A 13,427-nucleotide genomic window follows, 5' to 3' on the forward strand; every position below is an offset into this window, starting at 1 on the left:
AAACAGCGTCTAACGGGTAATTAGCTGCCTGGAAGAGGCAACTTATAACCGGGCAATCGTCCCGGTGTGGCTCTTGCCAACCGTTCGGAGCCGGAAACTGGCGGTATCGATCCATATTTCAGATTCGAGCTATTTTCTGTTTGCCTGGATAACGCCTTTTTTTCTCTAGCAAGGGTTCGTATCCATCCCATCTGGGAAACTGAATAGAATGGGGAGATGGGGGTTCTTGCCAATGCGTACTTACCCGTTATTAGTAAGCCGGGTAATCCTTGAATCAGTAGTAAGTAGAGTTCTTTTGACATAGTTGACAAGGATTCTTGGTAACTCAGTCCGACCATTGCAGCCAACAGACTGATTATATACCCTGAATAGCAAAAACTGAGGCATATTGGGCTGCTAGCTCCGTTCAACCTGGCTCGTTGCTGGTTATTGCCAGTTTCATGCTGTTTAGTGCTGGTTGAACTATAGCTAACTATCAAATAGACTTTGATTAGAAAAGGAAGAAACTTACTATACTTTTTTGGTAGGCAATCATTCAAACAAAGTATACACTATAGCCAATTCACTACCATTAACTAGCTATTGACATACTATGAACTGCGATTTTCTCCCTGTTTATTCCAGAAAAGGCGAGGCATAAAAACGGGTCATTGGCAAAAATTTTGCTCACGACTTATACATCTTCCCCGATAGCCTTTTATGCGTTTAAACACGCAGATACGTCTCGCCTATTAGAGCGTAACCGTGCCGATCGCATTGCTGACAACACCCCGCCGAATCCGATCCACAATAGGGTCTTTTTTGAGCATAATATTGAATTTCAACCACATAGCAATAGTGGTATGATTTAAAATTGAGTCACATACATCTGTCCACGTGAACAGACCATTGTCAAGGCGAAGCAGTATTTTCCGATTTCTACTTTTTATCATCTGCAGGTCCAGTTTATACTCTTCGTGAAGAATATCTTTCAGATGACTTTCAGAGCTGGCCTGGTGAACATCCAATGCATCGAATAAAGCCCTTCGGGCATAATTCAGACAGTTCGTGAACGTATCTAAAGGCTGCTCATCCGTCTGTCGGGTAAGGTAGGTAGGTTTCGTCAACCAAATCGCAATTCTGAGAGCTATCATCTGGTTAATGCCCCATCGCATTTCATTATCAAATCGTTTGAGCAAAAAAGGGACATCATGTAACAGATGCAAATTCATACCTGATGATGTAGGGGGAGCAAAAACCACACTTGCTATAGCCGTCTCCTTCCAACAATACAAGCAGTAACGAATAATGGAGTACCACTGGGTTTCTTTAATACCGAGCGTCGGAGAAATCAGTATATCCAGGTGCTCCATGACACTGTATCGGCCAGTACTGAATGTGCACAATTCGTCGTAAATTTCTTTGTAATTCATTCCCGAAAGATTTTGCCGAAAAAATACGCGCATATGGCTGGTCTCTTTAGGATTGAGACCAGTTGTGCGAATAATCATGCTCCGTAAGGACATGTACATAGCGTCTCCCCGATTCATCCGGGAGGATACGTTTACTAGATTAGTCATTTCTATTGGATAAAAAACATCACGGATAGACCCTTCTTAACACGCTGATACGTGTTCCCCTCGTCATCAATCCCACTATTGTTCTGCTTGTAATCTTCTGAGCTGTCAAGCCACTCATTTACTATGTATTCAACAGGAGTTTTTGCCATCAACGCCTTACTACACCTCACGCTTTTCCGTAGGCGTATCCTATAGCTGTTTTACGTTTAGGTTATTTTCAGGACTGTCGATGTCCTGGTATGCTACTCCTCAATCCTCCGAAGGGAAAGGCTGGTAAGTACCCTGATCGTAGGGTGAAAAAAGTAATAACTGATCCTGCCTATACTAGCATAAGCAGGATCAGGATAAAGAACTATTCGTTTGTTAGTATAGTCTATTCATCTACGTATTTACTATCGGTCACCTCAAGTAGATTTAGCAACCCTTCCAGTTTCGAACGATAGGAAACACCAATGGGAATTTTCGTTGTACCGATAGACAAAGCAGAACGGTCAAAACTGGTTATCTTGCTGATATTCAAAATAAAAGACTTGTGTACACGCATAAAGAAATGGGCGGGTAGCAATTTCGCCAGGGAGGCCACACGCTCATTTACGATTTGATACCCGTCGGACATATGGACTTTTGAATAAATGCCATAGGACTCAATATAATCAATCGCCTGGTAATTAAACCGCTGAATCTTACGGCCTGTTTTCAGGAAAATGGAGTCTAAATTGGCAAAGCTATTCGACGCAAATTGCTGCCTGAAGGTCCGGCTCATCGCTCTTAATAGCCGTTCAAAACTGAATGGCTTCAACAGAAAATCAGCGGGGGTTCCAATGTTGTAACATTCCAGGGCCTCCTCGGGCCGGCGGCTGGTTACAATGACCGATGGTAAGTTTATCCCGCACTTCAATAGTGTCAACCCATTATCGCTACCAAGGTCCGTGTCCAGAAATATCAGGTCAATATTTTCCTTGGCTAACACATCAACGGCCTCTTCAAGTGTAGAACAGACTTTTACACATTCCAACAAGGGAAACTTTAGCAATTTGTCTTTTAAGTCAGCAATGTCCGTTTCTACGACATCAATAATAATGTACTTTCTTGCTTTCATGTTACGGAAGTTTTTGGATAAGAAGCCTGGTTAATCACGAACATGATGGATTTATGGCATAAGCCCAATTCGTGTTTATGGCAATGTGGATTTGATTAAACTAAGTGATGATTAAGGTACTCGAATCAGGAAAAGAACGTTGATAAGCAACTCACGAAAAATAGTATGCCAAATAACTGACTTCCTCTCTTAACACTACACTAAAAGGTGACGAACTACATATTAAGTACACATTCTGCATTGATATTATCATCACTACATTTAACGATATGTAAAGATCAATTTCAGTTACCTAGCTATACAATCGAATCTATTCATTAGCAAACGATATGCCTTTGCCGAAACAATACCCTGATCATCGCCTGATAACCCTGATTCGCATAGGCAGACAATGTACCTCCTGGCAAGGCTGCGAGTTTATTTCAATAAACTCAACGGCCTGGGAGCGTTGGCAACCATTATTCCCTGTTGCTGTGACCGTATAGCTACCTGGAATCGTAACGATGGGATTAGTTTCTGTGCTACTGAATCCGTTAGGACCAGTCCATTGCAAGGTAGCCTGTCCGGCTTCCGCTAAGAGCCTGCCCTGACAATTTACGCAGGGTTGCGTCGCCCCAAGTGCCGTTAATGACGGAGGAATCGTATCCGCCACAACCGTAACCGTTGCCATTACGTAGTCACGTGGACAGTTCGTGTCATTACCCGTCAATGTGTACGTTCCGGCAACAGACACCGTAGGATTCTGAACAATACTGGTAAACCCATTAGGGCCACTCCAGCTATACCCAACATTCTGTACCGAAAGGCCATCGCCATATATGGCCCCTCCTTTTAATTGAACACTCTTTTCGGTGCAGGTCAATTGAGTGGCAGTAGCCGAAACAGATATAGATGGGGTTATTGAAATAACGGTTACACTCGATTGACGGCAAGCGGGATTGGCCGGGGTCGGATAAATAAGCGCATATACATAGAGTCGTGAAACCCCTGAACTCGTGTTGATGGTAGGAATCCCTGGATTATGGACAACGGCGCGTCCAGTCGATAATTCGGGCTTAACCGTACCCAGCTCGATTCCGGCATTGGCGTACATGGCAGTGCCCGACTGCGGGCTGCTAAACAGAACAAATCGTACGGAATCAACCTGACTAAGATACGAACCAGTGGTCATTATTGAATCAATAACAACCCCTGAACAAAGAGAAATACTATCTTTTTCGTTGGCTAATTCAGGACAGGTGTGGATCGAAAAATCATAAGTGAAGTCATTTTGGCCAGCGTCGAGGGTGGTCAGCGCAATGGTAGCCGTGGTTCCATTCAGTATGGCATCCGAGTCGCGAGTATCCGAATTGGCATAGCTGGACTGGTCCTTTGGCGAGAGGAAATACTGACGTGGTAGTTGGCTTGTAGCCTGACGAGCCCCCCGGGCAGCCACTCGCCCGCCTGACGGTGGGATTAGTCGACTTCCATCCAGCGAAATATCCCAGGACGATAGCTGGTTCATATCCATCCGAATCTCGTAAGAATGATTATACAAAACACCTCCAGTAACGGTCTCATTGGTAAAGTAAAATTGCCCTGCATCGTGCGTGGTTTGAGCGGCTACCTGCTCCCCACCATTTTCCATATCATGTAACGTTAGCACAATACCATCGATACCGGGTTCATAGGGATCCTGAATACCATTCCGGTTATCATCGAACCAGAAGCGATTCCCGATTGATAAGGGAGCGGGATCACAAAGGACTTTGTTATCGCCCAGGCCCGACGCTTTCCCAAATGAACCAGGACTCTGCGTATACAATACATAATCCCGATTGGAAGTACCTGTTCTTGTATTAAACACTTTCAACCCGCCCGACAAATAAACATTGGCTATAGGGTCGTAGGCGGATGTAATGATTTCCCGCCGACCCGGAACGAGCGATAGCGCCCCATTGGTCACTTCTGCATGAGCAATGTCGTTAATAAAAAACCAATCGTCTTTACCAAAAAACTCACCGCCACCCGGCCCTTGCTGATTTCCAACTCCAGTTCCCACTAATGAGCCAGATCGACCATTCTGCTCTAATTCAAACTGGCCGTTATGATTACTGGCCCTCAACAAATCACCTCCCGTAAATCCATTATACTGTCCGTTTCCAGCCGGATCATGATTGGCCATACCCGATAGTTGCCCAAAGCGATCAGCAAAACCAATCAGCATACTGCCGTCATCATCAAATTCCAGGTCGGTTAGTATTGGCTGCGGATACATTACAAAATAAGGCTGATTACCAACACCGCAGGGCGTTGGCCAGGCATCGCTCCAGGGTAACCAGTGATCATACTGGATACAGGTGCCAGTCAGATCAGTCGCTCCCCGGTGAAAATCGAGCGGAAATGATAACACTTCTGTGAACGTTGCATTTTCGGTGGTCGGATCGATCTGATAAATCGTGGCTTTTAGATCCTTCGTCTCCTGCGATGTTTCTGCCGAACATACTACGCCCACATACAGCTTGCCGTGATACATTTTGAGCGCCCACGGCCGAAAATCACCGAATGAGCAGCCTGGGTTAGGTATATTCCAGGAGCGTAAGGCTGTAGGAGATGTGGGGACAACTGCCGGAGATCCAATTACTAAACCATACAGCTTTCGGTCTTTCAAATTGATAAAATAGAGCGTTTTATCATCTTCCGATATATCCATACCACCAAAGCTCATACGTCCTACCGCTGTCATGGCAGCCGGGTCGGTGCTGGCCTGATTCATATCACCAAACAGATTGGCCAGGGGGTCAGCGTGGGGGTCATCACCAACATCGATGCCTACTGAACTGACAGACATAAATGGAGTTGTTTTTCCTGAAGCAATGTCGGTAATATAAATGCCACCAGGACCAGCAGGACCAAAACTCGTATGCCGTTTTACAACAGCCGCACTAAGAATCTTTTTTGTACGACGCTGGTAAGACAACGCCCAAATGGCACCGACTTCGCCCGCATGCGCCAAATCGGCAGGTGGAAAATTTGTTGCACTGGCAACACCAGCTGCTTCATAAGGGAACTTAACCAGAGCAGGTGATTGAGCTGCCTGTTTCTCAACGGGCACTGGGTTCCCATCGCTATCAGTTGTCGATTGCACATTGCCATTCACATAGCAGGGAGTAACCAGCTGAAGGTCGGTACGCTGACAATAATCGGCGGGATAGTTTACACCTAAATCAGCCTGATCGGTGGGCGCTGTAATAAACTGTACACTGGTCCGACTAGTAACGCCATAGGGGCCATTATAATCGCCGGGCATGAAATTAATGAATTCGAGCCTAATTCGTTTTCCGGCTGGTATGCTGGATTCGCTAAACGCAAAAGTACCGTCGGCAGCCGTGGTAGTTGAGAGCGGCTGGGTACTCTGTTCCACAAAGGCCAGCACCTGTATTCCCTCCACTCCTACCTCAACGGGCAAGGTATCCGACCGAACTCCATTGGAATCGAAGTCACGAAAAACGACACCTTTCACCTGCCCCTTGACAGCATCCACACTGCACAGCACCAAAAAAATAGCTATCAATCCGGGGCAAACTAACCTGACTATCAGTGTATAGATTTGTCTCACGAAGTAAAACGTTAAAATGAGCAAATGAATCCTAACCTGTTCGCCGTCATCGGCATCTCAACCTTTTATGTACTAGAATAGAGTCTATAGGACAACCGGACATAAACCAATCGACAATACCATTCCATGAGCCGTAAGCTCAACGAGAAGTGCAGTAGACAAAAGCCATGTCTTTTATAAATTGCCTAAAAGAATGAACTTCAATCTGCACGCTACTATGGTGCTTTTTTCACGATAGCCCTACGCCTACTAACTGAATGAGTAGGAAAGTCAGCGTAACTCTCAATTGATATGCTCAACCGTACTTACTGAAAATTTGCCGCTAGAATGCGATGACGTTACAGGTAAACGGGTAAAAGCTGGCCAAACTTTACCGTCTTACGGATGAAGAGGAGACAACAATAATGCCTTAGTTGACCAAAATTTCGCTAGAGGTGATGAGCAGCTTTTTTTGTACACGAAATGCATTTATTACTCTTTTTTCATAAAAATTAAGCTTCCGACAAAGTAACGCTTCCGGCAAGTCTGCCCAAAAAACACTGATTAACTTTATAAAAAGTGAAATTGGCAAAGAAAATATAAACCCAGAAGCTTCTACACATGTCCAGTCGTTGCCATCGTATATAAGCCAAAAAGTCGTATGATGCCTGATATGAACAGACAGCATACGACCTTGACTCAACATGGGCAACTGAGCAATATCTACAGCAACACCCTACAGTATAATAAACTAAAAATCAATACACTGAACCCCAAAAATCACGAATAGTAAAAACGATTCATATCCGTAAAAAGTAATACAAGTTGTTAGTATTTATCCCGAATAGCGTCAAATAATACTTTTCGGTATTTACGTCCAATGGGAATAGACTGATGATTAATGTAGACTTCTGCCTCTCCAATGCGCTCTACATAGTTAACATTTACGATGTAGCTTTTATGAATCTGAACAAAAGAAACAGTCAACTCATCACACACTTTACGCAACGATCGTTTTAGAACATACTTCTGATCGATTGTATTGATTATCGAATAATTCCCCTCTGCCTTAACCCAATAAATTCCTTCTAAAGACACATCGATTCGGTGCTTGTGCTTTCCAATAACACTGATACTGCTGGATGGCAGGGCAGTATTTATGCGAACTTTAGAAAGCAGTACTTCAATTGTTGCCTGTAAAGCAAATCGCTCGAACGGTTTCATTAAGAAGCCAATATTTGGCATTGAAAGCGCCTTTTTCAAAAAACCTTCCTGCGAATATCCGGTCTGAAAAATAACGGGTAGCTGCTTATAGCCTTTCGTCAGTAACGAAAGTACAATCCCATCGGGCATGACAATATCGGCAATAACCAGGTCAGGCACTTGGGTATTCAACAAATTTTGTGCTTCGGCCAGCGTGCTGGCCAGCATTATTGTACCAATATTGAGTTGTTCCAACATCATCTGGAGCTTAAGCTGCCAGATTAAATCATCTTCGATGACCAGAATTTTCAAATTACGCATGCGCTTACGGGGAGCTGATTACGCTTTGGACGGCCATTACCTGAAAAGTAATCCATAAATACACTAAACTATTTGCATACTTTTCAGCGGACAGACACTTAGCTAAATAGAGGTTATTGGTACATTTACGAGTATAACGAATAGCCTATATAAGCTACTCAAGCTTAAAAAGAGTACTCTTGCTGCCTTCATATAGACCTTGGCCCAAAGTCGACAGCTTATTTTAAGCGTAAATTAGATGAAGTGTAAGGAGGCAATCTTGAGCCTATATTGTGCTGACAGGCAAGTGGTCCGAAAGTTAAGCAAGTTTACTGACTCATGAACCTATACTCATGAAAATCAAACTATTGACAATAGAACCAACAGCATTCAACGCATAGCCAGAACCTGACCTCAGCCCTCAAACCTGTAGTTTGGAAAATATAATTCAAACGTTGTTCCTTCGCCTGGATTACTCCTAAGATCAATCGCAATATGGTTGCTTTTTGTAAAACGCCCGACCAGCACCATACCAAGACCGCGCGATAAATTAGATAATGACAGACCAGCCAGGATATTCTTAATAGAAGCTAGTTTCTCGGGGCTCATGCCGCGTCCAGTATCTTTGATCACTAAGCGAGCCTGATTTGCGCCCTTTTCTACAATAGCTCTCAGCGTGATTTCGCCACCTGGCGGCAAGTTTTTTAAGGCATTGTCGACCAGATTCCGTAGGATTAAATCACAGGCGTTGGCATCCACATAAACCAGTAGACTTTCCGGGCATTCGGTTTGTATACGCGCTTGCTGATACTGGGCAACCGACTGATAGAGTTCAACGACGCTACGAATTTTCTCATTCAGACGCACTTCCTCTGGGTTATAAGGTACTTCTTCGCGCTGTGTTAACGCCCAACTTAACAGATTGTCCAGCAAGAGTAAGGTATGCCTACCCATGTCATCAATCGATTGAGAAATCTTTTCTAACTCCGCATAGCGCTGTGTTGTTAAATAGTATCTGACTAAGGATGCCAAATCCTTAAAGCTTGTAAAAGGGCGTCGCAGATCGTGAGCAATTACCCCAAAAAAGTAATCTCTGACTTGATTAATCTGAACGATTTCCGTTAAAGCATTTTTCAGTTTTTTGTTTGTCAAACGTTCGCGATAGACGAAAAATCCGGTAATGAATAGCCCAAGCGTAGCACAAATTCCAACGCCAAAATAGACCTGACTCTGCGCTTGTGCCAGCTTTTTTTCCTGTTCTAATAGTCTATTTTGGGCATCTTTTTTTTCTACCTCATAGGCCACTACGGTTTCCTGAAGCTTGTTTTTAACATTCTCAGCATCAAATTCTTCTCCGTATGTATAGATACTATCGGCCCATGTAGCGGCTTCTTTATATTTTTTCAACCCTACCAACGCGGCATGTATTCCAGCACTAGTTTGCCAGAGATACCGAACGGATGGTTCATCCGGCCGATGAGCGGTTTCCCAGGTCACCTGATATGCCTGTAAAGCTTTCTCATAGTTCTCCTGCATTTCGTAATAAAACCCAAGATTATATAGGTGGGCAATGGGTACTCTACGCTTATGTTGTTTGATGAGATCAATAATTTGACGTGTGTATACCTGTGCTTCTTTCAACTGCCCTTTACTCCAGTATAGCAACGTTAGTATGTTCAATAGCTGATGTTTATAATAGATGTATTGAGGATGCTTATCGATTAAGGCGAGTCCTTTCTGCACTTGGGGTAAGATTTGACTCCCAGCCTTACCCAACAGTTTCAACCCAGGCATACGCCCCAAAGCATAGGTATAAAGTATCTGTAGCTCAGGGTTAGAGGAATGGCGGCTTATAGCCATTGCTTCGTCCAGATACTGATGGCCATAGTGCGGTTTATCAGAGGAGCTTTGTTCATCTCGTTCCAGTATAATAATCCCCATATTCGATAAAGCCGATACCATTCCGGTTGAATCTTGTTGCCGTTTATAATAATCGTAGGCAGCCTTGGCAGCAGCAAATGCTTTATCTGGATTACTTTTAATCCTTTGTTGCCATGAATTAAAATACCAGTAATGTCCCGTGGCCTCTGGGTAGTTCGGCAAGTCTTTCCTTAGTTCATCCAGGTACGTAGAATCTATTCGCATTTCCCATAAAAGAAGACTTTTCTCCAGGCTTAGTAGTGTTGAAAAGCGAACGTGAGTTCGTTGGCTGGGTAAGATCTTTTGTAGACTATCAATGTTAGCCGTAACAGGAATCTGGCTAAACGAAGGCTCCTGAGCACCGAGCCCAGTCTGATAGACAAGGGAAAGAGGGAGGAAAGCAATCCATTTCATGAATGTAGATACGTTATAGAGGGAAACGTGTAGGTACGCAAAAGACTATGGTAAGACAACCCCATGCATTGCATACCACCAGGCAATTCGTTTAACTTCACTAATGGGATTATCTGTCAAGGCCTATCTTACCAGAAGCAAGTATGACTCAAAACAGGTGAACAACTCTTTTGTCCGTTAAATGCACAAGTCTTGGTAACGGCACTTTACTTTTTGTAGCAGGTTTATCAACGGGAAACACTAATGTGAATGAAGTACCAGCTCCCAACGAGCTTTCAACGGTTATACGTCCCATATTTTTGGCCGTAAACTGACTAACCAATACCAGCCCTAACCCCAAACGGGCTTCATCACCATGCACGTCAAAAGGATAACGCAAGGCTTTTTGCACGGCCAGTAAGGTTTCCGAACTCATGCCAATTCCTGAATCGCTGATTCGAATAATAACCTGAGCATCGTCGTAAGCCTCAGCTTCCAAACGAATATATCCCGTCAGGGTATCCATCGCTTTATACGCATTTGCCAATAAATTCCGTAAAATAAGTTCAAGTCCGTTCGGGTCGACATAGACCTGTAGCGAATCAGGGCAGCTAATTGAAAAATGTAACGGATGCTTGCTGGGTAGCCCTCTAAAGACTCGTGCAACTTCGTCTAATTTAGGATGCACATAGAGCTTCTGAGGATTATACGGCAAAGCCTCCCGCTGACTAAGTGCCCACTTCAGCAAATTATCAAGCATGGACTGAATACTAAAACCAGCTTCGTCGATTGCTTTCGATAATTGCTCAATAGCGCCATAATTTTGCTTTTGCAGATTATAACTCACTAGCTCGTTCATGCCCTGAAACGCAAACAAGGGTCGACGCAAGTCATGGGCTATGATACCAAAGAAGTGCTCTCTGGCCTCTGTAAGCTTTGTAAGCTGCCGATTTGTCCGAAAGAGCTTGTAAGAAAGGGCCCCAACAATGAGTAATCCCACAATAGCGATGATCAACCACTGCCGGGTCTGCTTTTGCATTGTTTCTAAATAGTGAATCTGTTGTTGTTTCCGCTCCGTTTCGTATCGGGCTTCCAGCTCAAGCATTTTCTTATCATTCTGAGCCGTCGTGATCAGGTTACTGATCACCCGGATACTATCTGACAGTAGGTCGGCCCCGGCATAATCGCCTTTCTGTTGAAGTAATGCCCGGTATTTTGTATACATATTTGATAATGGGCCATAATTCGAAGGCTGATATTTAGAGAATAAAGCCAAGGCTTGCTGGCAAAGTGCAATTCCTTCTTCCGTTCGCTTAAGTAGGTAGCAATCCAGAACGAGGTTGTATTGTGTATAAGCTTTTTCCAGGAACTGGTCCGGCCTTAGTTGGGCCAGAATCTGCCTGTTTTGTTCATAAGACCTCATTGATTGGCCAAGCAGATAATAACAGATCGCTTTTTGCCGCCTGAATCGGTAGGCGGCATACGAATAGGCCTGATTTTGGTTGATACGTTCAATTGCTTTCTCGACTATTTTCAGCAGTGTATCGCCTTTACTGCCAATTTGCCCTTGTCCATACTGGTAGCGAGTATACGTCAACTGTAATGTTAGAAAATCATGCCCATCGTTGGTTCTGGCCAGGCTGTTCTCCATATTACCCAAATAGGACTGGCTCCGTTTGTTGCTAGAGGCCACCTTAAAACCAATTGATGTTGAATTGATCATTACAAGTAAGCTATACGCATGTAACTGACCTGATTCGTCACCCAAACGAACAAACTCGTTGAGTGCGAGATTAGCATACAACGCTGTTTGATTACGTCGATCTTCTCGGAGATGCTTCCAGGCAAGTATATAATCATAAGCAGCTCTGGCTATTCCACTCTTCTGGGAATCGGCATAGCGCTTAATTTCAGGCAAATGGCTGCCAAGTTTATTCAGGAAATTCCAGGAATAGATACGTTCCAGCCTGATCAGGCTCTTCAAACGATCCTGAGAAAGTTCTTGATGCTGAGCTACCCATCGTTCCACACTATCCGAATTATTGACAGGATATGTATCTGCAAAACGTAACCCCTGAGCATACGTGCTACCTGCCAGCAATACCCAACACAGGCAAAAAATGATTCCGATGGTTTTAAAGAGGAAAGGAACGGCAAGATTCATAAAAGAAACAAGCTGATTAATAAAGACTTATCGAGACCAGGATTTCTTTGCCAGATTCATTAAGGAGTGCGAAAACCTTCGTCAATTTTTTTGCCATTACACGGCTTACCGCAATTACTATAAGACGAACATTCTTGACGAACGTCATTACACTGATCCTAAAAAACACAAAAAAGTCCGTTCATGTACCAAAAAAGTCATTCGTGTACCAAAAAAGTCACTAAAAGTAAACATGTATCCTCGTGGCCTAATTTTGGATTAAAGATATTAACCTTTAGTCCTTTATTGCTCACTAACCGATGACACTTAGAAAAAGCCGATAACTTGATGCCCCCTTTTTAACCAGTATAATTTAGCTGGTCAACATCTAATCCCTGAAGTGTGTAATATACTGATTGCAAAGACACTAAATGTCTAACCCATTAATGAAACGTAAACGCCATCATCAATCGGACCGGTGTGGGCAAGCCTCTACTCACCTGAATAACCAACTGCTTGATGGTTTGGAAAGCACTATACCTTTCACCCTTATCTCAACCTTGAGTGACTATTTGTCTACAATCTTTCCGTAACAAAACGATGAAATCGAATCAATTTTCTTCCCTTTTTGCAAGGTCAGAAGGCGCTAATACGCTAGCCTTAAGCTCATTTGATGATATTTATCTGCAATACATAGAAAAGGTATATCAGAAATGCTTAACAATGACCAATAACCCTATAACCGCGCAAGACTATACGCAGGACATTTTTATTAAGGTATTTCTAAAATTAGATAGCTTTAAGCAACGATCCGATATATATACCTGGCTTTATTCTATTACGCATAATTACTGTGTCGATCAACTGCGAATGGAGAAGCGAAAAAAGCACCAACTCTTTGCACTTGAAGGCGGAATGGATTACAGTGAAGGGGAAAGCAGTACACTAGATGATAAACTAACAATTTTAGATCAACTGATCGATAACCTGCCCGAATCGGACCAACAGATGTTACGGTTACATTATCAGCAAGGTGTTAGGCTTGAGGCAATCGCCCGTCAAATGAACCTGAAGTTGAGTGCCGTTAAGATGCGACTATTGCGAAATCGTAGAGCCATTTACAAGAAATACCAACAGGTTGTCGGTAACATGGATTACGTTGACCAGTAAACGCGTACGCCGATTCTGATTCGAGTTATGGTATGCCCCGAGCGTATATGCCCAGGAACTCGA

At 43.6% G+C, this 13,427-nt stretch carries 7 protein-coding genes; 1 reads left to right on the forward strand and 6 read right to left on the reverse strand.

All coding sequences use genetic code 11. The annotated features are described in order from the left end of the window. Positions 1-731: 731 nt before the first annotated feature. The 6 genes from BGO59_RS00030 to BGO59_RS00055 form a co-directional block, all read right to left on the reverse strand. Positions 732-1,559: a hypothetical protein gene (locus BGO59_RS00030; protein ID WP_293678882.1), complete on the reverse strand. Its 828-nt coding sequence runs from the start codon at positions 1,557-1,559 to the stop codon at positions 732-734. Between the two features lie 373 nt (positions 1,560-1,932). Continuing rightward, positions 1,933-2,658 (reverse strand): LytTR family DNA-binding domain-containing protein, encoded by a 726-nt coding sequence (locus BGO59_RS00035; RefSeq protein WP_293678884.1) that lies wholly within the window; start codon positions 2,656-2,658, stop codon positions 1,933-1,935. 355 nt (positions 2,659-3,013) lie between these two features. Further along, on the reverse strand, positions 3,014-6,256 hold the full coding sequence (locus tag BGO59_RS00040; protein ID WP_293678886.1) for an SdrD B-like domain-containing protein: 3,243 nt from the start codon (positions 6,254-6,256) through the stop codon (positions 3,014-3,016). Positions 6,257-7,063: 807 nt separating this feature from the next. Further along, positions 7,064-7,759 (reverse strand): LytTR family DNA-binding domain-containing protein, encoded by a 696-nt coding sequence (locus tag BGO59_RS00045; RefSeq protein ID WP_293678888.1) that lies wholly within the window; start codon positions 7,757-7,759, stop codon positions 7,064-7,066. A 393-nt stretch (positions 7,760-8,152) separates the two neighbouring features. Next, positions 8,153-10,072, reverse strand: coding sequence for a HAMP domain-containing sensor histidine kinase (locus BGO59_RS00050; RefSeq protein ID WP_293678890.1), 1,920 nt, complete (start codon positions 10,070-10,072; stop codon positions 8,153-8,155). 148 nt (positions 10,073-10,220) lie between these two features. Beyond that, positions 10,221-12,215, reverse strand: coding sequence for a HAMP domain-containing sensor histidine kinase (locus BGO59_RS00055; protein WP_293678892.1), 1,995 nt, complete (start codon positions 12,213-12,215; stop codon positions 10,221-10,223). Positions 12,216-12,794: 579 nt separating this feature from the next. On the opposite strand from BGO59_RS00055, the gene BGO59_RS00060 reads away from it, so the two are divergent. Next, positions 12,795-13,364 (forward strand): RNA polymerase sigma factor, encoded by a 570-nt coding sequence (locus BGO59_RS00060; RefSeq protein ID WP_293678894.1) that lies wholly within the window; start codon positions 12,795-12,797, stop codon positions 13,362-13,364. The last annotated feature ends 63 nt before the right edge of the window (positions 13,365-13,427 follow it).

This window comes from Spirosoma sp. 48-14 (assembly GCF_001898575.1).
Lineage (GTDB): Bacteria > Bacteroidota > Bacteroidia > Cytophagales > Spirosomataceae > Spirosoma.

Coding starts and splice junctions, on each gene's coding strand:
- BGO59_RS00055 (WP_293678892.1), bottom strand. CDS start 12,215: ATGAATCTTGCCGTTCCTTTCCTCTTTAAAACCATCGGAATCATTTTT.
- BGO59_RS00035 (WP_293678884.1), bottom strand. CDS start 2,658: ATGAAAGCAAGAAAGTACATTATTATTGATGTCGTAGAAACGGACATT.
- BGO59_RS00060 (WP_293678894.1), top strand. CDS start 12,795: ATGAAATCGAATCAATTTTCTTCCCTTTTTGCAAGGTCAGAAGGCGCT.
- BGO59_RS00045 (WP_293678888.1), bottom strand. CDS start 7,759: ATGCGTAATTTGAAAATTCTGGTCATCGAAGATGATTTAATCTGGCAG.
- BGO59_RS00030 (WP_293678882.1), bottom strand. CDS start 1,559: ATGACTAATCTAGTAAACGTATCCTCCCGGATGAATCGGGGAGACGCT.
- BGO59_RS00050 (WP_293678890.1), bottom strand. CDS start 10,072: ATGAAATGGATTGCTTTCCTCCCTCTTTCCCTTGTCTATCAGACTGGG.